The sequence below is a fragment of the Bacillus sp. LUNF1 genome (assembly GCF_011008975.1).
Taxonomy (GTDB): domain Bacteria; phylum Bacillota; class Bacilli; order Bacillales; family Bacillaceae; genus Bacillus; species Bacillus velezensis.
Genome location: NZ_CP048876.1, coordinates 2,850,368 through 2,874,065, shown reverse-complemented (window position 1 = coordinate 2,874,065; position 23,698 = coordinate 2,850,368). Strand labels below are relative to the sequence as shown.

The window sequence follows — 23,698 nt, the reverse complement described above, 5'->3', positions numbered from 1 at the left end:
TTTGATTGTCACCATATCAGCCTGACGGCGGCCATCAGCACGACTCCTGTGATGACCGTGATGGATAAGCTTTTTGTCCGCATTGCGCAAAGCAATGTCGGGATGAGAACGATCATGGCTTGCCAATCAAAGGTCAAAGCGCTGTTTGTTTTCACAATCATGCTTTCCGTTACCAGAGCCGTCAAAATGCAAAGCGGAATAAAGGAGAGCCATTTTAAAGCCAATTCAGGCATCTGAATGTTCCGGACAAATATAAACGGAACAATGCGCGGCACGAGCGTAACAATCATGCAGCCGAGTATAATCCAGATCATTTGTGTGCTGATGCTCATTTGTCCGTCACCACCCCGATCGTTGCCACAATCACGGTTGAGGCGATGACCGCGATGTGTGACGGGACGAAATACGATAACAAGACCATAAAAATGATCATATAGAGAATTAAGGAGAGGCTGTGCTTCAGCTTTTCCGAAGCGGACGACTGCAATTGCAGCACAAGCAGCGCCGCAAACATAGCGGGCAAAGCAAAGTCCAGGCCGAGCGCGTAAGGATCAGATATCCATTGTCCGAGAAGCCCGCCCATCACGCAGGAAATAACCCAGCACATGTAAGCGGTTATATTGAGGCCGTTCATCCACTTATCGTATAACCTGCCGTTCTGAGCCGCTTTGTTCACCGCTACCCCGAAAGATTCGTCAGTAAGCAAAGCCCCGAAGCCGATATTTTTCAGCAAAGAGTATTTCGTGAAATAAGGCGCGATGGTCAGGCTCAGCAGAAGGTGCCGCAGATTGACGATAAACGTCGTTAAAATAATGGCGGAAATCGGACTCCCGGAAACAAGGAGTGAGCAAATAATAAATTGGGCGGCGCCGGCATAGACACACAAGGATAACAAACAAATTTCAAGAATGCTTAGATGAGAGGCAACGCCAACGATGCCGAAAGCAAAACCGATGCTCATATAGCCCAGCAGCGTAGGCACACAATCCCGCACCCCCTGTAAAAACGTATCGTTCATTTCCCGGGAAACGGCGGTTTTTTGCACTTCTGTGTTAATCATTTTTTATACTCCTTTCATAGAGATTATAATGATAACGACTAATGAAAAAATCAAAGAAAATACGGTTCACATTTATATGAACCGATTTCCGGTGACGACATGAAATAACGAATGGTTTTGTTTCATCAGGCCTTCAACTTTCTCAGCCCCTACTTCTTTCACAAGCTCCGCGAACATCAGATCGTGCCTCATATATTCCATAGCCACGAGAACGAGAGCGGGATCTTCTGATTTAATGGCCCAGGCATTCGTCTGCGGAGAAAAATTGGCGATTAAGACTTCTTTATTATCTCGGGCAGCTATCGTTAATCTTCCGCCCATCCGTTTCTCCGCCACTTCAGGAGACATATTATGATGTGTCGTATTTCCGAGCTTCACTTCCGGAGGGCCGAACACAATCGAAAAGACGGGCAATTTTTCGGCGGCGCGTTTGTTAGCGGCTTCTTGAATAAAGGGAATCTGCTGTTCCCAGACAGACAGCCACAACTCTTCCTCGGCTTTTTCAATCATATCCTTCATCTCATTGATGACATGATCATTCGTGCTGATGCGGCGGATGACATTCATCTCCTGCTCGCTTTCCAGTGCCAATAACTTTTCCTCAAGGTAGCCGAATGAACTCTCGAAATCGTGCCGGAGCCGGTCGATTAATTCCTTTCCGGCCAGCGGGGCATATGTAACCGGATCAGACGGCACAATATGGACAGCGCCTTTATCAACTAATTTCCCCAATACTTCATAGATCATTGAGCGGGGGACGCCTGACCTTTTGCTGATTTCATATCCGGTAACAGGCGAGTGTTTCAACAAGCCGATATATGCTTTACATTCATATTGAGAAAATCCAAATTTCTGTAATTCTTTCAGAACATCCTCCATAAACATCCTCCGTAGTGGTTATTCATGAAACTACTATAATGTAAGCGGTTATATCTTGTCAATGGGACTTGAGTGCTGAAAGAAAGTTGCACCTGTTTTGTCGCTTTCCAACTTAGTTTATGGCCAGTTACATGTATGGCTTTTGTGAAAAACGTTGCCGTAGACCCACACGAATGCCGTTTGATACGATAAATTCAAGAAGTTAAAAAGAGGAGGATCACGGTGGAAAACACCTCTAAAATCGCTTTTTTATCGGTTATAAGCAATTCCCTGGTCGTCATGCTCAAAATAGTGGTGGGGATAATAACCGGATCTGTCGCGATACTTTCTGAAGCTATTCATTCTTTTTTAGATTTGATCGCCGCCTTCATCGCCTTTATCTCCGTCAAGATTTCAAAAAAGCCGGCTGATACAGGGCATCCGTACGGTCATGGAAAAGTCGAGAATCTGTCGGGGACTATCGAGACGATTCTGATTTTTGCGGCAGGGATTTGGATGATATATGAATGCGTTCAAAAACTGGTCAACCCCGCGCCGGTTCATCTGCCTGTATTGGGAATTGTTGTGATGCTTGCGGGGGCTCTCATTAATTTGATCGTTTCGAAGTTCGTAAAAAGAGAAGCCGAAAAGGTTAATTCCGTGGCAATGAAATCAAATGCCCTGCATTTACTGACTGACGTGTACACATCATTAGGCGTAGCGGCAAGCCTTTTGGTCGTTACCTTAACGGAGTGGTACATACTTGATCCCATTATAGGTATGGTGCTGGCGGTGTATATCATATATGAAGCGTTTAAGTTAATGAAAGAAGCATTCCCGCCGCTGATTGATACCCGTTTGTCGGAAGAGGAAGAAAAAACAATTTTAAAGATTATTGAAACATTTCAACAGGAATTTATTGAAATTCATGATTTTCGTACAAGACGCTCCGGCCCGCAGGAGTATATTGATTTTCACCTGGTCGTAGCATCTCACGTGACGATTAAAGACGTGCACGACCTGTGTGACCGCATTGAAAGAGATATTACGAATGAATTCAAACAAGCACAGGTAATGATTCACCCCGAGCCGGAGAGCGAGAGGAAGAAATAAATCGATCTTATGTTTGCGTTTGTTCCCGGCAAAATGTCTTCTTTACAGAAAGGCCCGTCTACACGGGTCTTTTTGTTGTGTAAATGACCATTTCTCGCTCATATGAGAGAGAAGCTTATACACGTGAGGGGTTCATTTCATACGTTATGTTGTAAAGAAAAAGGGAGGTGAACAGAATTGAACGCTATTTCTGTTAAAGAAATTGAACATGGAGTTGCCGTTGCGGAAAGAGAAGGTTTAGGGGAGTATTTATACCAAGAACCGGTTTCTAAAAAATGTTCGCGCCGTTCCCGCAGCAGAAAACGGACACACCGTTCTCGCAGCAGAAGACGGAGCCATCACCGGACACACCGCTCCCGCAGCAGAAGACGGACGCATCACCGGACACACCGCTCCCGCAGCAGAAGACGGACGCATCACCGGACACACCGTTCCCGCAGCAGAAGACGGACGCATCACCGGACACACCGTTCCCGCAGCAGACGGTCCCATCAAAAACGTACCCGCAAACGCTGTTTTAAATGCTGACTGCAGACTCTGTTACAAGTAACGGGGATCTGCTATAATGGCAAGAGAACTGCATAAAAGATCCGGTATTCATCATCTGCGGACACTGAACTGACAACATGGCGCTGTTTGTTCGTGTCCGTTTTTTATGTCAAAAAAGATGCCGGAGGATAAAAAGGAAGGGATGACGCCGAATGAAGCTGAATGAGGATTTTTATAACTCTGCAGGAAAGACAGTCTCTTTGCCAAACATAAGCAGCAAGCTTTTGCATATCACGGACAGCGGGCATATCAGCGTTGACTTCATCAGCATAAGCAGGCTGCGGAAGGCTTCAAAAATCGCGATCTTAGGTGACAGCGTCGCTCGGGGGCTGCGTGCGGAATACGGCTTTGGTGACATTCTGAAAGACCGGACAAACGCTAAAATAACCAATCTGTCTGTCAGCGGCGTTAATATGAGCAACAACGGAAGCGATAACATTTATCAGCAGGCGCTTAAAACAAAGGGACATGATGTCATCATTGTCCAGGGAACAGATGATGATTGGTGCAACCACATTCCCATCGGCACAGATGAAAAGGATATCACCACATTTTACGGAGGCTTCTGCCAAGTGATCCAGCAGCTGCGGAGCGGAAATAAAGGCGCGAGCATCATTGTGGTGACCCCAACGAGACAAGCAAAAATATCAAAAGGAAAAATCGTCCGCCGTGATACTGATAAAAATAAACTGGGCCTGAAGCTGGCTGACTATGTGAAAGCCCAAAAAGAAGCCTGCACACTCCTCTCTGTCCCGTATGCCGATCTGTTTGATACCGATCTCATCGACCCGTATAATCCCGCTTTCCGCAGCATGTGCATGTCAGAAGGTCTTCATCCGAACGAGAAAGGGCATCAAATCATATTTCAGGAAATCTGCCGGAATTATTATTACTATTATGGGTAACACAGCGCTAACAAATTATTTTCGGCTTTGCTTTTCTAAAAGCTCAATTATTCTTTGAGATGCGTGTTTTTGCGCTCTCAAAAGCGAGACGATATTACCGGTAAAACCGATTAAAATGATAAGCAGCAAAATGATCATCCACATAAGTGAACCTCCCGTCGGGTTTTAAAACATCCTCTCTTTATTTTACTTATTATGGATGGGCCGGAGAATAGGTCTAAACGAACGGTGTTTCTTTAAGAGTCCATAAAAAAGCACAGACTGAACGGGTCTGTGCTTTTTTCTCTTATTTCAGCAGGTTCAATGATTCACGATTAAAGGCTTCCAAATCGTCAGGTGTTCTGCTCGTTACGATGTTATGGCTCACGACGACTTCTTCATCTTTATAATGTGCGCCGGCATTGATTAAGTCTTTGCGGATGCTGCGGAATCCCGTGATATCTTTTCCTTTAAGAAGGTCGGTATCAATCAGCAGCTGCGGGCCGTGGCAGATTGCGAAAACGGGTTTCTGATTTTCCACGAATGCTTTAGTGAATTCACCCGGGCGGTCATCTCCGCGCAGAAGATCCGGTGAAAAGCCTCCGGGAATCAATAACGCATCGAATTCCTTGGCGTCTGCGTCTGAGATCGCTTGATCGATCTTTACTTTCTCACCGTGCTTGCCCGTCACTTCTTTCCCTGCTTCCAAATCTATTGTCACCACACTGTGGCCCGCTTCTTTAAATGCTTCCGCCGGGCTTGTATATTCAATATCCTCAAATTGATCTGTCATCAGAACTGCGATTTTTTTGCTCATACATCATGCCTCCTGTGAATTTGTATATGACAAGAATATCAGGCAGATTCCCGCCTCACAACGTATTTGCTTATGAAAAAAGACTCCTCTGAAAAAGAAGAGCCAAAAGGTACGGAGGTCTGCTGAAACTTACGTGTTTAACCTGAGATAAGGCAAGAAATCGAACCAATTACTTTTTGTGTCTTTTTTTATTCTTTTTACACCCGCATTTCCCCGGATCTCCCGGATCAATGACTTCGTGAATTGTTTCTTCCTGATAAACGTGGCGGGGAACATAACGGATATGCTCTCTGTTAATGTGTTTGATGGGATGGACGTAAACCACTTCTTTGTCAGTATACTTGTCAGTCACAATATACTTAGGGTCACAGTAATACACTTTCGATTTTTTACCCATTCATCTCACCTCCCGTACTTTATTAAATGCTGACAAGGAGGATTTTGCATCGGACAAGTACACCGTGGCAAGTCCACAATTTTTCATATGCAATTTCGTTTTTCTGGTTTTTCCTGAATCCGCCTCAAATTGGAACGGTTAACCCTTTTTGAGCGGGGAAATCTATAAAAAAGAATTCAAAAACGATTCTTTTCTCAGGTCAATCGAGATGCATACATCTTTAGGGGGATTTCAGAATGCTCGATGAAAAAACGATTGAAATCATTAAAAGCACAGTGCCGGTCTTAGAAGAGCATGGTGAAGAAATCACAGGCCGATTTTATGACCTGCTGTTTCAGCATCACCCTGAGCTGCTGAATATCTTTAATCAGACAAATCAAAAGAAAAAAACACAGCGTACGGCCTTGTCGAATGCTGTGATCGCGGCCGCAGCCAATATTGACCGGCTGGAAAACATAGTCCCCGTCGTCAAACAAATCAGCCATAAGCACCGGAGTATCGGTGTTAAGCCCGAGCATTACCCAATCGTTGGAAAGTACTTGTTAATCGCGATAAAGGATGTGCTAAAAGACGGGGCCGCTCCTGAGGTCATTCAGGCATGGGAAAAAGCATACGGCGTCATTGCAGACGCTTTTATCGGAATTGAGAAGGACATGTATGAACAAGCGGAAACGCAAAAAGGCGGCTGGAAAGACTATAAAGCGTTTACAATTGATAAAAAGGTAAAAGAAAGCAAGGAGATAACGTCGTTTTATTTAAAACCGGAAGACGGACAAGTTCTCCCCGAATTCAAAGCAGGGCAGTATATCAGTGTAAAAGTATACATTCCGGACACGGGCTATACGCATATCCGCCAGTACAGCTTATCCGACGTGTCCGGTAAGGATTATTACCGGATTTCCGTTAAAAAAGAAGGGGTTGTTTCCTCATATCTGCATGACCAATTACACGAAAAGGATTCAATTGAGATCAGCGCTCCGGCCGGGGATTTCGTATTAGACCCTGATTCCAAAAAGAATCTTGTTCTCATCAGTGCCGGTGTCGGAATTACTCCGATGATCAGCATGTTAAAGACGGTTGCCAAAACTCAGCCGCAGCGAAACGTTCTCTTTATCCATGCGGCAAGGAGCGGAGAGTATCATGCGTTGCGGCATGAAGCTGAAGAAGCCGCGGAACACTCATCCGTTGACACCCTCTTTATTTACAGCGAGCCGTCCGAACAAGACCGTTCAGAAAACATTCGTTTTCGGGAAGGCCGGATTGACAAACAGCTGTTAGAAGAAGTGATGACAGATAAAGATGCTGATTTTTACCTGTGCGGATCACCGTCGTTCATTAAAGAAATGAAAAAGCTGATATCTGAATTCAATACACCGCCGGAATCCATTCACTATGAATTATTTGAACCCCAGCTGAGTATGGTGTGACGGAAGAAGGAAGGCCGATTTTAAGCACCCGAATTGGGTGCTTTTTTATTCTCTTGCGAGGAAAGTTTGCTGCTCAACATTTTATGTTAAGCTTGCTTAATTAATGAAATAAAAGACACATGGCTCGCGCATCAAAGAGTACGGGCTTTTTGTCAACCGGGAGCGGCAATTTGACGATTAGAGAATGGTATGAGGCAGCGCTTCGATACAATTATTACTCACAGTTATTACTCACTTATCCTGCTGATCGAATTTTTGGTGTGCGAGAAAAAAACGGTGCGGCTGCAGGATTCGGAAGAGGTGCTGAATTTTTATTTACAAGAGAAATTTAAAGACGGGATGAACGCTTATTTGTTGGTATACGAACAACGGATTTAAAGGAGGAAACAGTATGAGATTAATCAGTTTAGATCATATAAAGAGATAAACTTGTCATAGACACGACACAGTACGGTTACTTTGCGGTTATTCTATCCAATGGAGCTGCAAGGATGGCTCCGCTCCCCACATACAGGGAAACAAAGATAATTACAAATCATGGCAAGGTCACCCGCGTTAAAAGGGACGAAGGCTATTTCTTCTATGCATACTGCACATGGCTTTTTTTCTGATAATAAGACGCTCCCTATTTCCACGCTATCTCCTCCTCAGCGCCAACAGGCTTTCCGTCTTGGACTTGTATCCAATTAAACAATTCTGGAAAGCAGGATGAGTCCCTATTTCTTTGTGATTCCTTAATATAAAAACAATATCTCGCAATAGCAAGCAATAGGAACGATAATTAAATTGGATTGCAGCATACTATCCGATAAATCTCCGTCAAACAGACTGGACAGAAAGCACCAAAAAGAATATTTGCACACAGAATACTCCTCTTTTTACATCATAATAGATAGTATTCAATAATCCATCTCTAATTTGTTTTTTAGACAAAAAAGAAGAACCAGTCACGCATCAGCAACTCGTTCAATTTTTGTTAGGATCAGAATGATTTTAAGTACTGTTGTACTTCAGTTTCCCCTTGCTTATTAAATTCTCATTTCTGGCTTCAGCCGCTTAGGCATTATTAAGAAAAGTAAAACTCAAAACTGATGTTACTAAAAGACTCAATGCGATTTTTTCATTTGTTTCTCCTTTTTTGGAATTGTGGTACTATTATCCTGTAATTACTTTAAAAGGACAAGTCAATGCGTTTTTTGGAGGTTGTTTATGACGAACGAGTATAAAAAGCCCATTTTATTTACAGTTTCTGCATTGGTGATCATTTTCCTAGTGTTTTTCTCATTAAAAATCTATAACTATTACAATCTCGAATATCCTAACTGGGAAGGTAAAAGTAAGGATCACAACTGGGAAGTAGTCTTTAAAAAGAATGAAGATACTCCAAAAGAGTTTAGCGGGGAGATTCTTTGGATTGGCGATAAAGATAAAACTGATAAAACTTATATAGAATCCATAACAATAATGAAAGATAATAAAGCACTTCTTGATTCTTCAGATTTTAACAGCGATATCCCTATGAAGGATTATTCAGGTGGTACGTTTAGCGATGGATCAGCTAAAGAAAAATCATTTTCATTTTTAGAACGCTTAGAAGAATCTGATCTAAAAGGATCTAAGATAACGGTTCAAGTGAAATGGAAACAAGATAACCAATCATTCAGTACGGAAAAGTTCATTCTTTCAAATAAAACTATATTTAATCACTAAATTTATTGAGTTTATTGTAACCAGTTCTTAATCTGAACTGGGAGAAGATTTAATTAAATAAGTCCAAGACAGCAAGCCTTTGGACTATGATCATTGTACAGAATTACTGTGCTCTGATTGGTGTCCGTTTTTTGTTTTTGGGAAGCATCGATAAAGAAGTGCTGAATATTGCGTAGGGTTCAATCTGAGGGCTTTTCCCCAAAAGTGGGGGAGTCGGGGAATTGGCAAAGGATGAAACGAGCTAGGAGCGGCATATTTAAGGAGAAATAACAGAAGGAAACATATGCAAGATTTAATCATTGAATATAAAAGCGCATTGAAACATGTTAAAAAGATGTACCGGCAGTTATGGGCGGTTGCTGACAGTCTCTTAACCGCTGAACAAAACAGCGATAAAAAGATTATTGGCGGCATGATAAGCGACATTGAATACAATCGAATGGCTGCAGAACGGAAGACAACCCGGCGCCCACCGTGGTGCTGATCGCAGGGATGCGTATAAAAGAACGATCCTTTCTGATCCGCGTTTAATTGATGCGCTGCCGGAAGAATATGCAATCGTTCAGGACCCTGATGGAGAGGCAAGCGATTGGAACAGGGAAAGAATAGCGATCTTTATCTGTACTGACAGACCCCGAGAAAGATATTTTTATCATGCACGCTGTGCAAAATATGTTTATGAAGAAATAGCTGCTTTACTCAATATAAAAAAAGGAACCGTCCAAAAGAATATTGAACGATCCCTCTTAAAAATGAAAAATAGAGCAAATGACAGCCTTTTTGTTTAGCTTAACAGGCTGTCTTTTTTATGATGATCTTTTATTAATGCCAAGCCGCTCACGTAATGCAAATTGAAGAAGCTGCGAAAAGTTGACACCTTCTTTTTCTGCTGCTTCCGCCAGCCATTTAGGTACAGTAAGTGTCTTTTTCACTGCTTTGTTTTCCATTTCATCACGGACAATATCTGTCCAGGCGCTTACCATAACAACAAAACCGGTTGCCGGCACTTTGATATATTTTGGAGCGGAGGGGGAAGGGATGTCTTCGCCGCCTTCTTCCATGCCATATAGAAAGCCTTCGAGCGCATCTTTTGCCATGCTCATAGCATCATCCACGTTCTCGCCTTCTGAAATGCAGCCGGGTAAATCGGGAAAGGTAATTGTGTAGCCGTCGCTTCCGTTTTCTCCTGCATCAAAAATCGCCGGAAATAAATACTTTGCCATATATATAAAACCTCCTTACAAGGGGGTTGTTTAAGTATAGAATTTAGTGTGCTGGGTTTGAAGTCTTTTTTGGATGTGGGACTGTTACCGTGCCCGGTTTGGTTGGATGTTTAAAGTGATGATGATTACCAACAACCCGCTTTAAATACCACCCATCTTTTGTAAGTATCTTTATGATATCTCTTGAAGACTTCATGTTTCCCTCCCTTCATATATATTACAACACGTATTAATTACACGTGCCAATACTTATTTTAGAAAAAAGCATTTTTTGTCTTACGGTTGAGACTAATTTATGAAAAGAACTTTTGTTCGACAAATTTCGCAAGTAGTTGCATTGTCACTCTCTTTTGCCGATAAAAGGGATTGAGGTGATAATATGCAAAACAATTCTTTGATGGAAACAAAAGCAATAGTGAAATACCTAGAAAAAAGATACGGGAAACCATACAAAGAAAACTTGACCATTCAACAGATTTTTAAAGAAGCATTGAAAAGAGATCACAGTAAAGACCAATTGAAACTGATGGTTAATAGATTAGATTCGAATCTCAGTGTTTCAAATGATTTAAGTTCTCTCAAAACTATTCCTTTTACAATACTTACATCAGTTACTGCCGGAATAATTAGTATCTTTGTCGTTATGTTCACTTTCTATTTCAATACTACTAATAGTTTTTCCAACACTATGTTACAAAAGGATAAAGAAAATAAGATAAATCCTGGAGACATCCTTAATGCTATTGTTGAAGGTGGAGAGAAAATAGCTTCGTCACTAATATATTTCAGCATCTTTACGCTTGTTCTTATGGTTGGGTTGTGGATTTTTATTACAATTGTAAGTAAGAAATATTATCAACAGCTGCGGGGTTTTAAGTTGTTATTAGACGAGGTAATGGAAGAGTTAAAAGAAGTTAAAGATAAGCATTGAACAGTTTGCATCATTCTACGGGATGGTGCTTTTTTATATTCTCTTTAAACTGCTTCCGGTAAATCTCAGAAATACTACTGGCGGTTAACGGTCTGAGTACGGGGGCAGTTTAGAAAGAATATGATTGGAGGGATCACATGAAAACAATTAGTCAAGCCTTTTAGGAATTAGGAAAGAATCTGAGGTGTGCGGCTGAAAAGATGCCAACGCCCAAGCCGCTTTTCATGGAAGCTTTTATTATGTTGAGTAAAGGAGATAGAGCATGGAAACAATTTATGCTCAATTTGAGACGTTATGGGTTATTTCGCTCACGTTCTTCTGCTTGTCGTGTGTAGTCTGTTCAGATAAATCAGAAAAGGAATAAGCATGGCAAGGCAACGTGACGAATATATAATACAGCACGCTGGAAGCGAGTAAGGAAAGTCGTTCTGATAAGGGACGGCTATTTGTGTTGTGAGGACGTTGTCGTGGATTAATACCGCAGGCAAATACCAACACATCAAGAGATGATCCAAGCGTGGCATTTAATCTTGATAATCATAAAACGATCTGTTTAAAGTGCCACAACAGGAGGTACCCGGAAAGAAGCGGCGGGGAAGGAGGAACAAACGATTATACGTAAGTAACACTTATAGCGGAAAATATGGAAGGGTTTTTCTCCATAATAGAGAATTTTTAGGGAAGGATATTAAAGCAGGTAAATCATATTCAAAGTCGTATTATCCTAAAAAGACAAAGTTTTTTATGTCCCAACATACTTCGGTAGCCGGCTGGAATGGTTCACTTCCTGATACTTCAACTGGAACATTGGCTCCTGCTCTTGCGAATAAAATAGCAAAGCCGTATCCAGAGATAATAAATACTCACAGCAAAAAAACAATGCCTTTACTGGCTAAAGCAAATTTCCCGGTTGTATCTGTCGATAAAAGAGCAACTGGGATAGCAGAACTGATCGAGGTACACCAAAATCTATTAAATTCTTGGTGGGGTAAATATTAATAAGTAAGAGGTGGCTCAATGGCAGTTTTTGTTGAAAAAACGCTCCAAGGTCTAAAAGAATTAATTGATGAAAAAGGCCGCTTAAAAATTTTAGGGAATGAAGGAGCGCTTTTAGAAACAGAATGTACTTTCTTTAAAGGTGCAACAGATCTGGAGATTGAGAGTTTTGAGAAGAAAATAAAAGTATCACTTCCTGAAGATTATAAAACCTTTTTAAAATTGCATAACGGAGCCAGAATATTTGATTTGTTGATTTACGGTGAGAATGTGGGTGGGGGTTTGCATATTCTTAATGTAGAAGAGATTGAAAAGTATATGCAAAATGGTTTTTTAGAGCCTCAGTTTATTCCCGTCGCACATCTGTTAGACGGATGTTATTTGTTAATTGACAAAACCAAAATATCCACAGATCCAAACTATTTATGGTTCCGCGGATTTATTGAGTATGAACCAATGCAACTTAATTTTGAGATATTCTTAGATAGGTATATCTTGTCTCAAGGAGCAAATTTTTGGGAGTGGAATATCTATACTGCTGAAAATTATTATAGGACTCACCAGGGTGATGAGGATTAACCTTTCCTACAGTTGGGTTGGTCCATTTTTACTATTAGACTTCGATTTGAACTTTTAAAAATAGGTTTAATTTGGAAGGCGAACCGATTAATTGGTGTATAGAGGATTTATAAAAAGCGCAGATACTCTGCGCTTTTTTATTTAAGTATTTTCCTAATCATTCGCAGCCCGTTTTTGGAAGAAGGATAACGGAAAGCGAAGTCGAAGCGGTTCGTTTGTTTGACGACGCTTTTTTTGTGCGTAAACGTGTTAAAGCTGTCAAATCCGTGATAGCTGCCGATGCCGCTTTCCCCGACGCCGCCGAATGGCAAATACGGTGTCGCGACGTGCATTAACGTATCATTGACACAGCCGCCGCCAAACGACAGATTCTCTAAAACAGTTCGCTCGATTCCTTTGTTTGTTGTGAAGAGATACAGGGCGAGCGGCTTTGGGCGCGATTGGACTTTCTCAATGACTTCCCCGATATCACGGTATGTAAAGAGCGGAAGAATTGGCCCGAAAATCTCCTCCTGCATCACTGGAGAGTCATCCCTCACTTGTTCGAGAATGGTCGGCGCAATTTTATGATGAGCGGGATCAGATTGTCCGCCTGTAAGCGGGACGCCATCATTCAGAAAGCTGAGCAGCCGCTGATAGTGGCGTTCACTGACGATTTTGCCGTACTGCGGATTTTGTTCAGGCTGAGGGCCGTAAAATTCACTGATCGCACGCTTCATTTCTTCTGTGAGATTCGTCTTGATATCTTGGTGGACAAATAAATAATCCGGTGCGATGCAGGTTTGCCCTGCATTTGTAAATTTCCCGAAGACGATGCGTTTGGCGGCAAGCTGTATATCAGCATCCTTATGGACAATGCAGGGACTTTTGCCGCCGAGCTCCAAGGTAACGGGAATTAATTGTTTGGCGGCGGCCTCCATGACGATTTTTCCCACGGCAACGCTTCCAGTGAAGAAAATATAGTCAAAGGGCTGCTGTAATAACACAGTGCTGACGTCGGGCCCGCCCTCCGCCATAGCGACATAGTCACTCGGAAAAACGCTGCTGATGAGTTTGGAAAGAACAGCGGAAACCGCCGGCGTGTATTCTGACGGTTTAAGAACGACTGTGTTTCCGGCCGCAATGGCTCCAATCAAGGGTGAAAGCGCCAGCTGCAAGGGATAATTCCAAGGCGCAATCACCAAAACGGTTCCATATGGCTCAGGGATAATGATGCTTTTCGAGCCTAGGTGAGTCAGAGGCGTTTTGACTCGTTTCGGTTTGATCCATTTTCCCAGCCGCTTCATCACAAAACTGATTTCCTCCAGTACAATTCCGATTTCTGTCGTGTACGACTCCTGTTCGGATTTGTGGAGATCCTGATAGAGAGCGGCTGTTATATCGGCTTCTTGTGTTTTGATGGCTTGTTTCAGCTTTTGCAGCATGTTCAGTCTCATTTCTAGCTGTCTCGTATGCCCCGCCGCAAAATAGGCTTTGTGCTTGCTGACGATAGAGGGGATGCTGTTCATTTCGTCTCTCCTTTTTGTAAGGTATGGTGATTTATTATGTGGAAAGTTTCTTCTGCTTGTCAAATGGGGGTTTCTAATGTACATATAGCTGAAAAGCCAGTAGGCACATAAAAAAAGCCCCGGACAGGGGCTTTTTTAATAAAGAGAGGGAGCATCTGCCCATTATTCTGACAGCCCAAAAGAAAAACCCCGGAAACATTGTCCTCACAACATGTCCGGGGTTTAATCCAATGCTCTTTAAAGAGCGTTTTACTTAACGGGAGTAGAACTCAACGATAAGCGCTTCGTTAATTTCCGGAGCAAGCTCAGAGCGCTCTGGAAGACGAGTGAATGTACCTTCAAGCTTTTCAGCGTCGAAAGTAAGGTACTCAGGAACGAAGTTGTTTACTTCTACAGATTCTTTGATGATAGAAAGGTTTCTTGATTTTTCGCGAACACCGATTGTTTGACCAGGTTTTACTTGGTAAGACGGAATGTCAACGCGGCTTCCGTCAACAAGGATGTGACCGTGGTTAACTAATTGGCGAGCTTGACGGCGAGTGCGCGCAAGACCGAGCTTGTACACAACGTTATCAAGACGTGCATCTAAAAGAATCATGAAGTTTTCGCCGTGTTTACCAGTCATTTTTGCAGCTTTGTCAAACAATGTGCGGAATTGACGTTCGTTTACACCGTACATGTGACGAAGTTTTTGCTTTTCTTGCAATTGCAAACCGTATTCTGATAGTTTTTTACGCTGTCCCGGACCGTGGGGGCCTGGTGCGTAAGGGCGTTTTTCTAATTCTTTACCTGTACCGCTAAGAGAGATTCCTAAACGGCGAGACAGTTTCCAAGATGGACCTGTATAGCGAGCCATAATGTGACTCCTCCTTTGGTTTTATTTTGTGGAAAATAAAAACCGTCTGTTCGATCCGACCGTGCACATTTTGTTTTCATGTATCCTCGCTCCAGCAGCAGAGAGTTACACGATACACCTTACAGCTAAGGAACAAAATGCAAACACAGAAGCTGAACAAAAAGGCTGCAATATTTCACACAAAGAACATTATATGATTTTTCCCCGCCGCCGTCAACCATTTCTCCATGAAGAGTGCCGGTTTATGATATAATGTACAAAAATGAGTAGTACATGTTTAGGTGATAAAAATGAAAAAACAAACAATTGATGAAGTGACGGCCTTTCATCAGAAAATGCTTTCTTTTTTCTTAACGAAATCTGAATCCGTCTCATTATCCGACTCGCTGTTATGGCTGGCCTCAGCTCTAGAATCCTGCTTTACATCTCTTTCATTGACCCTTTCACCGGCAGAATCAACACGTTTCACCATAAAAACAGAAGATGAACCGCATTATGCTCCGCTGAAAGAGAGTGACGGCCGTTTTATGATCAGGAATCAGACGTCCGGCAGATCCTTTTATCTGCGCTCGGAAGGCGGGCTGCCGATCCCGGAATCATTGCCTGAGATCGTTACTCAGTTTATTAATCAATCTGTGAGACAAAGCGGGCTGTTTGACAAAACGAAGCATCAGCGGAAAATTCACAGAATGACAGAAATGTTCCATTCGCTTTTGGACCAAAATGAGGTTTTGGAAAAACTGCAGGCAAGTTTGAGTACGGCTTTCCGGTCTTTCCGTTTTTCACTGTTTATCACGCAGGATCAGGATACGGACAGACAGCTTCCCGCAAAAGAATTACATATGGACGGAAAAGATGCCGATCCGTCTGCCCAGAAGGTTTATTTATCGGGGAGACTGCTCAGAAAAGGCAGGTCATCTGCTTATCTGCCGATCAAAGGCCAGCAGGGGACTTACGGGGTTCTGAAGACGGAGGGGCTGCAGGATGCCGTTCTTTCGTGCAGTACTCTCAGTGAAATGCTGCTGCTTGCGGGCGCAGCGGGAAAAGCATTTGAAAATGCGCAGCTCTATGAGCAATCGAAAAAAAGCATTGCGAATCTGGAGCTCATTAATGAAACATCGCGCCAGCTGAATCAGCGCCTCAGACTTACTGATACGATGCGGGAGCTCGCCGCCATTATGACCCAATCGTTTCATGCGGAAGAAGTGGCTTTTTTTCATATTGATCATTTTGAGACGCAAAATCTGCTTCCGGGACATACCGCTTTTTTTAAGACAGAACGTGCGAACCCCTATATCAGCATTGTGAAAGAAAAGCTCTTCGAGGGAGAAAAGGGCGTATTTATCGGCAGCGGAAAGACTGTATTCGGCGAAAACGGTTTCGGCTCGCTGATGGCGGTGCCGATGATCGAAAATGACACCGTCTTCGGGTTCGCGATTTTATTGAAAAAGGATTTGTATGCTTTTACTTTTGAAATGTATAAGCTTTTTCAAGCGCTCATTCACCATGCGACATTGGCGGTCACGAACTCCATGCTGCGCGACAGGCTTGAGCATCTTGTTCAGACAGACCAGCTGACGGAGCTGTATTCAAGAACCTATCTGGATGAGAAAATTCAATACAGCATGAAAATTCATAAACGGGGTGTATTCATCCTCGTTGATATCGATAATTTCAAAAATATTAATGATACATACGGTCATCAAACGGGAGATTCGATCCTGATTCAGGTGGCCTCCGTTATGAAGAACCATATTCGTGAGCATGATGTCGCTGCGAGGTGGGGGGGCGAGGAGCTGGCTGTCTATCTGCCGAATATCAACGTGTCATCCGGAGAACGCATCGCTAAAAGGCTGGTTCGCGCCATCCGGGAAAACACCGAGCCGCGCGTGACGATTTCCTGCGGCGTTTCCTGCTGGTCAAAGACCGGCCCGATGCCGTTGAAATTGCTCGTTCAGCAAGCGGATGAGGCGCTTTATATCGCCAAACGGAACGGCAAAAACCGGCTGATCATCCATCAAAACAGTACGACGACATAAAAAAGGAGCCGGCCTGCCGGCCGGGCTCCTTTTTTTATCCTAATCGTTTTTCAAGCGTTTCAACAAACTTTGCTAAATAGGTTTCGTCCGTTTCATCAAAACGGTTTTTCACGGGGCTGTCAATGTCCAGCACACCGATCACTTCACCGTTTACACGGATCGGGAGGACGATTTCTGACTGGGAAGCCGCGTCACAGGCGATATGTCCCGGGAACGCATTCACATCGGCAATCCGCTGCACGTCGCCATTAGAGTAGGCAGTGCCGCATACGCCTCTGCCGAACGGAATGCGCACACAGGCAGGAAGTCCTTGAAACGGTCCGAGCACGAGCTCGCCCTCTTTAGCGAAGTAAAACCCCGCCCAGTTGACTTCATGTAATGAATGGTATAAAAGCGCTGACGCATTCGCGTAATTTGCGATCGCATCCGTTTCATCTTCTGTCATGGCTTCGAGCTGTTTAAGCAGAAGCTGATAACTTTTTTCTTTATCTCCGGATTGTTTTTCGACATGAAACATGGAAAACCCTCACTTTTTCTATAATATCAAACAAAGTTCCGGCCGTTCTGCCGGCATTTGTCGAGAAGTTCTTACAGGAACGGCGCCTTTCTGCTTGAATTGTTACACATAAAGGGGTGAGCCGTATGAAAGTAAGCACCAAAGACAAAATTATTAACGCCGCTGTCCAGCTGTTTAACCAAAAAGGTTATTCCGGCACGTCCGTCCGTGAAATCGCAAAGTCAGCTGATGTAAATGTTGCGCACATCTCCTACTATTTTAAAGGGAAAGGCGGATTAATGGAACATTTAGTTTCCGAGTTTTACGAAGGCTATACTGAAGCGCTGGAAAAAGCCGCCGTCAGTATGAACGGTGAAGACGCGCAGGAACGCATCCTGCGGGTGATTTTCGATATTTTATCCTATCAGCACGATAACCGTCAATTAACGCGGTTTGTGTACCGGGAAGTGACGATTGATTCCGTGCTGATCAGGGAAATTATGTCTACTTACTTAATGAAAGAAAAATATATTTTCCAGCTGGTGATTGAAGAAGGGCAGTCACGCCACAGACGGCTGACGCTGCCCGTGCCGCATTTTATTCTGCAGTTGAAGTCCCTCTTGATGATGCCGTATCTTCAGCCCCAATACATTACGGAGGTGCTCTATATGCAGCCTCATGAACCGTACTTTTATAAAAGGTATTTTGAAGAGATGAAGATCTGGATCAAAAGCGTGTTCCGACGGCCTGATGCGGCGCTTATGAAGTAATGATGCTTTTGTACGTTTCGTAGGAACTGCCGACATCTTCCGCTTGATGGGCGTCCGACCCGAATATGAGCGGGATTTTTTTTTGCTTCGCCGTCTCAGCCATCCAATCCTCCATGTATACTTCCCCGGCAAACTTCTTTCTGAGCCCGGATGTATTCACATCCAGCTCCATTCCGTGTTCTTTCACGGCGTCAAGACAGCGGGCCGCAAGCTCTCTTATTTGAGGTGACATGCTGTAAGGGAAAAGGCGCGCGAATTTTTTGACGAGCGTGATATGGCCGACCCGTTTTGGCTTAAAGGGGCCGAGCGGTGTTACAATGGAAGAATACACAGTTTCATAGTATTGTTCATATACGGCTTCAACGCTTCCGAATTGCGCGACAAGCTGCTGAAAGGCGTGCTCGTCAAAATCCAGGCATATATAAGACGGACCGGTCTTCAAAAAATGAACGGATAAAATGCCGTCATCCAGTGAGGGGCCGTACGTGTTCAGAAACGCCGCGGTTTCCTCTTCATACCCTGTGATAAAATCGGTTTCCAGCCCGGTCAGAATGCTGATTTGTCCATCGTATTCCTTTTTCAGGTGTGACAGCCGCTCCAAATAAACCTCCATCTGTCTGAGATCCATCGCGCTGTCCTGAAGCGGTACGGGATCTTGAAATGACGGAGGAAGGGGGGCGTGCTCTGTAAATGTGATCGAGTCAAAGCCTCTTTCCAGGGCCTTTTCGACATATTGTTTCAGCGCATCCTTCGAGCCGTGAGGGCAAAAAGGCGTGTGGATATGAGCGTCTCGTTTTTCCATTTGTGTCACTCCATTAAAAAATTGCAGAATCCTGCCGAAATTATGCAAAAAGTTTTTGATTTCTGGTCAAAAAATGTTGGTTACATGGTATCATAATAACAATGAAAACGACAGATTTTCTCAATACATATATTGAAATCTTTCTGAATACATAAAACACCCTGACAGATTAAGAGAACAACAAGGGGGCTCATTATGGAGTTAGTCATCGGATTATTGGTTATACTGCTCGCGCTCTTTGCGGCGGGCTACTTTTTCAGGAAAAAAATTTATACGGAAATTGACCGGCTGGAGTCATGGAAGATTGAAATTTTAAACCGTTCGATAGTGGAAGAAATGTCCAAGATCAAACATCTGAAAATGACCGGAGAGACGGAAGAGTTCTTTGAAAGATGGCGCGAAGAGTGGGATGAAATTGTCACAGCCCATCTGCCGAAAGTAGAAGAGCTCCTTTATGATGCCGAAGAGAACGCCGACAAATACCGGTTTAAAAAAGCGAATCAGGTGCTTGTCCACATTGACGACCTTCTCACTGCAGCCGAATCAAATATAGAAGGCATACTGCGTGAGATCAGCGACCTTGTGACGAGCGAGGAAAAAAGCCGCGGAGAGATTGAACAGGTGCGTGAGCGGTATTCAAAAGCGCGAAAAAACCTTCTGGCGTACAGCCATCTCTACGGAGAGCTTTATAACAGCCTGGAGACGGATCTCGACGAAATCTGGAGCGGCATAAAAGAGTTCGAAGAAGAGACGGAAAGCGGCAATTACATCAAAGCGAGAAAAGTGCTGCTTGAACAGGACCGCAGACTGGATCAGCTTCAGACATACATAGATGACGTTCCGAAACTGCTTGCGGACTGTAAACAGACCGTGCCGAACCAAATTGCCAAGCTGAAAGACGGCTACCGGGAAATGACGGAAAAAGGCTACAAATTAGAGCATATTCAAATCGAAAAAGAGCTGGATACACTCACAAATCAATTGAAACGGGCCGAAAACGCGCTTTTGGAAGAATTGGATGTCGACGAAGCGTCCGCCATTCTTCAGCTGATTGATGAAACCATTCAATCGATGTATGACCAGCTGGAAGGCGAAGTGGAAGCCGGACAGTCCGTATTAAGCAAAATGCCTGAGCTGATCATCGCGTATGAGAAGCTTGAGGAAGAAAAAGACCGAACAAAAACCGAAACGGAGCTCGTCAAGGAAAGCTATCAGCTGACGGCGGGTGAAATCGGCAGACAGCATGCCTTCGAAAAACAACTGGAAACGATCGGCCGGCTCCTTGAGCAGGCGAGAGAAAAGCTTGATGGTGAGCATGTCGCTTACTCTCTATTGATTGAAGAAGTCGAGGCCATCGAAAAGCAGATGGAAGAGGCTCAGAAAGAACATGCCGAATACCGTGAAAATCTGCAGGCGCTCAGAAAAGAAGAACTGCAGGCGCGGGAAACGCTGATGCATCTTCGGAAAACCATTTCTGACACGGCCCGAATGCTGCAAAAAAGCAACGTGCCGGGTATTCCTGAACAAGTCAAGGACAAGCTCGAAACGGCAAATCATCATATAGAAGAAACCGTCAGCCAATTGGAAGTGCTGCCGCTGAATATGGAGGAAGCCGCCAAACATCTGACCGAAGCCGAAAAGGCGGTTGAGGAAGTCAGCGAAGAGGCGGAAGATCTTGTGATTCAGGTGAAGCTGATTGAGCGGATCATCCAGTACGGCAACCGCTTCCGAAGCCAGAATCATATTTTATCCGAACAGCTGAAAGAAGCGGAACGGCTGTTTTACGCTTTCAGCTATAATGAAGCTTATGAGATGGCGGCAGATGCTGTTGAAAAAGCAGCTCCCGGCGCCGTGAAAAAAATTAAAGCTGATCAATCTGCTTCATAGACGCATAAGCAAAAACTGCACCCTGATGGAAATCAGAGGTGCAGTTTTTTAGTTTCTCACGGAATATAAAAAGCGCCTGCGGCTGATAAACGTCAAGCCGCAAGCGCTGAATGTTACGATTTTGCTTTATTTAATTCGATGGGCGGGCTGGTAAAAAACGTGATGATGCAGCCGATGATCGCTCCGGCAATGCCCGGAAGCACCCAGCCGATTCCCATGCTGTAAAGCGGAAGATTTGCGTTTAAGAATGAATCTAATGATCCGAGCGGAATGCCTGCTGCCTTCAAACCGTCCAAGATACTGAACAGCCCCGTTCCGATCAGGCAGGCGATATAGACTTCCCGTCTTTCCTTAAAGATTTTATCAATAAAGGAAAGGACGATAATGACAATCGCCAGCGGGTAAATCGCTGATAAAATAGGAACTGAAAATGCAATAATCTCAGCAAGTCCGAAATTTGAAATCGCCAGACTGAACAGCGTGACAATCGTAACCACCATTTTGTATGATAAAGCAGGAATCAATTTTGAAAAATATTCGCCGCAAGATGTGACAAGCCCGATGCTTGTCGTTAAACACGCAACGGTGATGGCAGAGCCGAGAACGATGTTTCCCAGTGAACCGAACAGGTAATCTGATGAAGCTGATAAAATCTTTGCGCCTTCGCCGATCGGACCTACAGCGTCCGTGCTTGTCGCTCCCAAATAGGCCAAAGATAAATAAATGAATGTCAAACCTGCCGCTGCAATCAGACCCGCTTTAATACAAGCGGCCGCGAGCGCTTTACGCTGGGTGACGCCCCTGCTTTTAACAGCGTTGACGACAACGACGCCGAAGACGATTGAGGCGAGCGCGTCCATTGTTTTATAGCCTTCCAAAAATCCTTTGAACACCGGCGTTCCGGAATATGCCTGATGTACGGCGCCCAGTCCGCCCATCGGAGTGACAATGGCTTTTACGACGATGATTAGAATAATACCGAATTTAATAGGAGTCAAAATCTTTCCGACTCTGTCAACGATTTTGGAAGGATTAAGAGCTAAATAATACGTAATAGCAAAAAAGATCAACGTGAAAACAAATAAAGATAATCTTTCCGGAATGCCGCTTAAAAACGGAACTGCACCGATTTCATATGAAACGGTTCCGGTTCTCGGAATCGCGAAAAGCGGCCCGATTGATAAATAAAGCACAACGGTGAAAATAGTCCCGAATACCGGATGAGCTTTATCGGCAAGCCCTTTCGCGTCTTTGCCCGTTAATGCGATGGCGATAATACCCAAAAGCGGCAGACCTACGCCGGTCAGTAAGAAACCGCCCATCGCTTTCCAGACATTATGCCCCGCCGCTTGCCCGAGCTCCGGCGGATATATCATATTTCCTGCCCCGAAAAAAAGTGCGAAAAGCATGAAACCGATAATAACGGTATCTTTGACAGGTAGTGAGTGTTTCATAAAAATCCTCCTAAATACTATGTTGAAATATTCTGTCAATTAATTGTCAGATAATATAACAAAACGAACATTACTTATTATATGGCAATGTACAGAGAAGTCAATACTCGATTTATTGCGAATTTATATTTACTTTTGTTATGGTAGCATAAATATCATACGATGTACCGTTTTCATTAAAGGAGTAAAAAAAATGATATATTTAGACAACAGCTCAACGACCGAGCCGTATGAAGAGGTTTTGGAAGTGTATAAACAGACGAGCAGCCGTTATTTCGGCAACCCTTCGTCTCTGCACCAGTTAGGAACTGAGACGGAACAGCTCCTTGAAGCGGCCGCTCAGCAAATAAAAAAAACCTTGCGTTTAAAAAATTATGATATTGTATTTACATCAGGCGCGACTGAAGCGAATAACGCGGCGTTAAAGGGAGCAGCCTGGGCAAACATGAGTAAAGGAAGACATATCATTGCTTCGGCGATTGAGCATCCTTCTGTGACGGAGACGCTTGATCAGCTGACAGAGCTGTTCGGCTTTGAAGTCACATATCTTCCGGCCGATCAAAACGGCTTCGTTTCTTTGAAAGACGTCAAATCGGCTATCAGGCCGGATACGATAATCGTCAGCGTCATGCATGTCAATAACGAAGTCGGCTCCATTCAGCCCGTAAAGGAAATCGGCGGGTTTTTGAAGCAGCACCGGAATATTCTGTTTCATGTTGATCATGTGCAGGGTATTCATAAAGTTCCTCTGTCTATAGAAGAAGCGGGCATTGACCTTTGCACCGTTTCAGGGCATAAGTTTCACGGCTTAAAAGGGACCGGAGCGCTTATCGTCAAAAAAGGAACGCGGCTCATTCCGCTTATAACGGGCGGCTCGCAGCAAAAAGGCGTCCGCGCCGGAACAGAACACACGGCAGGCGCCGTTTCCCTTGCGAAAGCGATCAATCTTTCCGCGCGTGACATGAACGAGCGGCTTTCTTCCATGGAGGCTGCCAAGAATGCGCTCATGGAAAGGCTGAGCGGGACGGACGGGGTCGTCATCAACACTCCCGCCGAAAACAGCGCGCCGCATATCATTAATTTTTCCGTTCCGGGCGTGAAGGCGGAAGTGCTGCTGCACATGCTTGAGGAAAAAGGAATATATGTCTCCACAACCGCGGCATGTTCGGCAAGAGAGCACAAACCGAGCCGTGTTCTTCTGCAAATGAATAAAGGCGAACAGATTGCATCAAGCAGCATCAGAGTCAGCCTGAACTTCAGCCATACGGCTGACATCACGGAGCCGTTTATGGCCGCGCTGGCGCCGGCTGTTCAAAAACTAAAAAAAATGATGAGGTAGCAT

29 protein-coding genes and 1 pseudogene are annotated in these 23,698 nt (G+C 44.0%); 16 read left to right on the top strand and 14 right to left on the bottom strand.

All coding sequences use genetic code 11. The features are described from left to right. Positions 1–8: 8 nt before the first annotated feature. The 3 genes from G4O42_RS14085 to G4O42_RS14075 all read right to left on the bottom strand — a co-directional run bounded on the left by G4O42_RS14085 (position 9) and on the right by G4O42_RS14075 (position 1,939). A complete protein-coding gene (locus G4O42_RS14085; protein ID WP_032873640.1) occupies positions 9–332 on the bottom strand; it encodes an AzlD domain-containing protein in 324 nt (107 codons plus the stop codon). Continuing rightward, positions 329–1,060, bottom strand: a complete 732-nt coding sequence (locus tag G4O42_RS14080; RefSeq protein WP_007613144.1) for an AzlC family ABC transporter permease — start codon at positions 1,058–1,060, stop codon at positions 329–331. Before G4O42_RS14080 ends, G4O42_RS14085 begins: the two co-directional genes overlap by 4 nt. Positions 1,061–1,132: 72 nt before the next feature. After that, positions 1,133–1,939, bottom strand: coding sequence for a TrmB family transcriptional regulator (locus tag G4O42_RS14075; protein WP_032873642.1), 807 nt, complete (start codon positions 1,937–1,939; stop codon positions 1,133–1,135). Positions 1,940–2,161: 222 nt separating this feature from the next. Between G4O42_RS14075 and G4O42_RS14070 the strand changes: the two genes are divergently transcribed. The 4 genes and pseudogenes from G4O42_RS14070 (at position 2,162) to G4O42_RS14060 (ending at position 4,485) form a co-directional block, all read left to right on the top strand. Next, a complete protein-coding gene (locus tag G4O42_RS14070; RefSeq protein ID WP_032873645.1) occupies positions 2,162–3,031 on the top strand; it encodes a cation diffusion facilitator family transporter in 870 nt (289 codons plus the stop codon). Between the two features lie 177 nt (positions 3,032–3,208). Beyond that, positions 3,209–3,259: pseudogene (locus G4O42_RS20280) on the top strand (hypothetical protein); the annotation flags it as partial. 47 nt (positions 3,260–3,306) lie between these two features. After that, positions 3,307–3,552: a hypothetical protein gene (locus G4O42_RS14065; protein WP_032873647.1), complete on the top strand. Its 246-nt coding sequence runs from the start codon at positions 3,307–3,309 to the stop codon at positions 3,550–3,552. 180 nt (positions 3,553–3,732) lie between these two features. Further along, positions 3,733–4,485 carry an SGNH/GDSL hydrolase family protein gene (locus tag G4O42_RS14060; protein ID WP_032873649.1) on the top strand — a complete coding sequence of 251 codons (753 nt, stop codon included), beginning with the start codon at positions 3,733–3,735 and terminating at the stop codon, positions 4,483–4,485. A 15-nt stretch (positions 4,486–4,500) separates the two neighbouring features. On the opposite strand, the gene G4O42_RS20115 is transcribed toward G4O42_RS14060, so the two are convergent. From G4O42_RS20115 to G4O42_RS20275, 4 genes are all read right to left on the bottom strand, one after another. Then, the gene (locus G4O42_RS20115; protein WP_007408761.1) at positions 4,501–4,629 is read right to left on the bottom strand and encodes a hypothetical protein; all 129 of its coding nucleotides are present in this window, start codon (positions 4,627–4,629) and stop codon (positions 4,501–4,503) included. A gap of 142 nt (positions 4,630–4,771) precedes the next feature. Next, positions 4,772–5,281 (bottom strand): type 1 glutamine amidotransferase domain-containing protein, encoded by a 510-nt coding sequence (locus G4O42_RS14055; protein WP_007408760.1) that lies wholly within the window; start codon positions 5,279–5,281, stop codon positions 4,772–4,774. Between the two features lie 169 nt (positions 5,282–5,450). Beyond that, positions 5,451–5,678 (bottom strand): hypothetical protein, encoded by a 228-nt coding sequence (locus G4O42_RS14050; protein ID WP_007613133.1) that lies wholly within the window; start codon positions 5,676–5,678, stop codon positions 5,451–5,453. Positions 5,679–5,683: 5 nt separating this feature from the next. Next, positions 5,684–5,755 (bottom strand): SWIM zinc finger family protein, encoded by a 72-nt coding sequence (locus G4O42_RS20275; RefSeq protein WP_223204447.1) that lies wholly within the window; start codon positions 5,753–5,755, stop codon positions 5,684–5,686. A gap of 159 nt (positions 5,756–5,914) precedes the next feature. On the opposite strand from G4O42_RS20275, the gene hmpA reads away from it, so the two are divergent. From hmpA to G4O42_RS14020, 5 genes are all read left to right on the top strand, one after another. Next, a complete protein-coding gene (gene hmpA, locus G4O42_RS14040) occupies positions 5,915–7,105 on the top strand; it encodes an NO-inducible flavohemoprotein (RefSeq protein WP_032873653.1) in 1,191 nt (396 codons plus the stop codon). Positions 7,106–7,275: 170 nt separating this feature from the next. Continuing rightward, the gene (locus G4O42_RS14035; RefSeq protein WP_223204422.1) at positions 7,276–7,437 is read left to right on the top strand and encodes a hypothetical protein; all 162 of its coding nucleotides are present in this window, start codon (positions 7,276–7,278) and stop codon (positions 7,435–7,437) included. A 159-nt stretch (positions 7,438–7,596) separates the two neighbouring features. Beyond that, positions 7,597–7,716, top strand: coding sequence for an XtrA/YqaO family protein (locus tag G4O42_RS20270; RefSeq protein WP_229023902.1), 120 nt, complete (start codon positions 7,597–7,599; stop codon positions 7,714–7,716). A gap of 598 nt (positions 7,717–8,314) precedes the next feature. After that, entirely contained in the window at positions 8,315–8,815 is a 501-nt protein-coding gene (locus G4O42_RS14025; RefSeq protein WP_032873655.1) for a DUF4944 domain-containing protein, read from the top strand. Between the two features lie 425 nt (positions 8,816–9,240). Continuing rightward, a complete protein-coding gene (locus G4O42_RS14020; RefSeq protein WP_032873657.1) occupies positions 9,241–9,603 on the top strand; it encodes a positive control sigma factor in 363 nt (120 codons plus the stop codon). A gap of 18 nt (positions 9,604–9,621) precedes the next feature. On the opposite strand, the gene G4O42_RS14015 is transcribed toward G4O42_RS14020, so the two are convergent. Further along, the gene (locus G4O42_RS14015; protein WP_032873658.1) at positions 9,622–10,038 is read right to left on the bottom strand and encodes a type II toxin-antitoxin system HicB family antitoxin; all 417 of its coding nucleotides are present in this window, start codon (positions 10,036–10,038) and stop codon (positions 9,622–9,624) included. A gap of 43 nt (positions 10,039–10,081) precedes the next feature. After that, positions 10,082–10,234, bottom strand: coding sequence for a type II toxin-antitoxin system HicA family toxin (locus G4O42_RS14010; RefSeq protein WP_171006738.1), 153 nt, complete (start codon positions 10,232–10,234; stop codon positions 10,082–10,084). Positions 10,235–10,417: 183 nt separating this feature from the next. On the opposite strand from G4O42_RS14010, the gene G4O42_RS14005 reads away from it, so the two are divergent. The 3 genes from G4O42_RS14005 to G4O42_RS13995 all read left to right on the top strand — a co-directional run bounded on the left by G4O42_RS14005 (position 10,418) and on the right by G4O42_RS13995 (position 12,544). After that, the gene (locus G4O42_RS14005; RefSeq protein WP_032873660.1) at positions 10,418–10,969 is read left to right on the top strand and encodes a hypothetical protein; all 552 of its coding nucleotides are present in this window, start codon (positions 10,418–10,420) and stop codon (positions 10,967–10,969) included. A 558-nt stretch (positions 10,970–11,527) separates the two neighbouring features. Next, positions 11,528–11,968, top strand: coding sequence for a hypothetical protein (locus G4O42_RS14000; protein ID WP_223204421.1), 441 nt, complete (start codon positions 11,528–11,530; stop codon positions 11,966–11,968). Between the two features lie 18 nt (positions 11,969–11,986). Continuing rightward, complete coding sequence (locus G4O42_RS13995) at positions 11,987–12,544, top strand: SMI1/KNR4 family protein (RefSeq protein WP_032873662.1); 558 nt, start codon at positions 11,987–11,989, stop codon at positions 12,542–12,544. A 137-nt stretch (positions 12,545–12,681) separates the two neighbouring features. Here the strand turns inward: G4O42_RS13995 and G4O42_RS13990 are convergent, their stop codons facing one another. Both G4O42_RS13990 and rpsD read right to left on the bottom strand, forming a co-directional pair. Beyond that, complete coding sequence (locus G4O42_RS13990) at positions 12,682–14,052, bottom strand: aldehyde dehydrogenase (protein WP_032873664.1); 1,371 nt, start codon at positions 14,050–14,052, stop codon at positions 12,682–12,684. A gap of 253 nt (positions 14,053–14,305) precedes the next feature. Continuing rightward, positions 14,306–14,908, bottom strand: a complete 603-nt coding sequence (rpsD, locus tag G4O42_RS13985) for a 30S ribosomal protein S4 (RefSeq protein ID WP_003152406.1) — start codon at positions 14,906–14,908, stop codon at positions 14,306–14,308. Between the two features lie 290 nt (positions 14,909–15,198). Here rpsD and G4O42_RS13975 point away from each other — a divergent pair, with 290 nt between their 5' ends. After that, the gene (locus tag G4O42_RS13975) at positions 15,199–16,947 is read left to right on the top strand and encodes a sensor domain-containing diguanylate cyclase (RefSeq protein ID WP_032873666.1); all 1,749 of its coding nucleotides are present in this window, start codon (positions 15,199–15,201) and stop codon (positions 16,945–16,947) included. Positions 16,948–16,981: 34 nt separating this feature from the next. Here the strand turns inward: G4O42_RS13975 and G4O42_RS13970 are convergent, their stop codons facing one another. Next, entirely contained in the window at positions 16,982–17,464 is a 483-nt protein-coding gene (locus G4O42_RS13970) for a GAF domain-containing protein (RefSeq protein WP_007408037.1), read from the bottom strand. A gap of 125 nt (positions 17,465–17,589) precedes the next feature. Here G4O42_RS13970 and refZ point away from each other — a divergent pair, with 125 nt between their 5' ends. Then, positions 17,590–18,213 carry a forespore capture DNA-binding protein RefZ gene (gene refZ / locus G4O42_RS13965; RefSeq protein ID WP_032873668.1) on the top strand — a complete coding sequence of 208 codons (624 nt, stop codon included), beginning with the start codon at positions 17,590–17,592 and terminating at the stop codon, positions 18,211–18,213. Here refZ and hisJ read toward each other — a convergent pair. Next, positions 18,203–19,015 (bottom strand): histidinol-phosphatase HisJ, encoded by an 813-nt coding sequence (gene hisJ, locus G4O42_RS13960; protein WP_032873670.1) that lies wholly within the window; start codon positions 19,013–19,015, stop codon positions 18,203–18,205. The genes refZ and hisJ overlap by 11 nt on opposite strands. A gap of 195 nt (positions 19,016–19,210) precedes the next feature. Between hisJ and ezrA the strand changes: the two genes are divergently transcribed. Continuing rightward, complete coding sequence (gene ezrA / locus G4O42_RS13955; RefSeq protein WP_032873672.1) at positions 19,211–20,902, top strand: septation ring formation regulator EzrA; 1,692 nt, start codon at positions 19,211–19,213, stop codon at positions 20,900–20,902. 113 nt (positions 20,903–21,015) lie between these two features. On the opposite strand, the gene brnQ is transcribed toward ezrA, so the two are convergent. Beyond that, positions 21,016–22,356 (bottom strand): branched-chain amino acid transport system II carrier protein, encoded by a 1,341-nt coding sequence (brnQ, locus tag G4O42_RS13950; protein WP_032873674.1) that lies wholly within the window; start codon positions 22,354–22,356, stop codon positions 21,016–21,018. Between the two features lie 193 nt (positions 22,357–22,549). On the opposite strand from brnQ, the gene G4O42_RS13945 reads away from it, so the two are divergent. Further along, on the top strand, positions 22,550–23,695 hold the full coding sequence (locus G4O42_RS13945) for a cysteine desulfurase family protein (protein WP_032873676.1): 1,146 nt from the start codon (positions 22,550–22,552) through the stop codon (positions 23,693–23,695). The last annotated feature ends 3 nt before the right edge of the window (positions 23,696–23,698 follow it).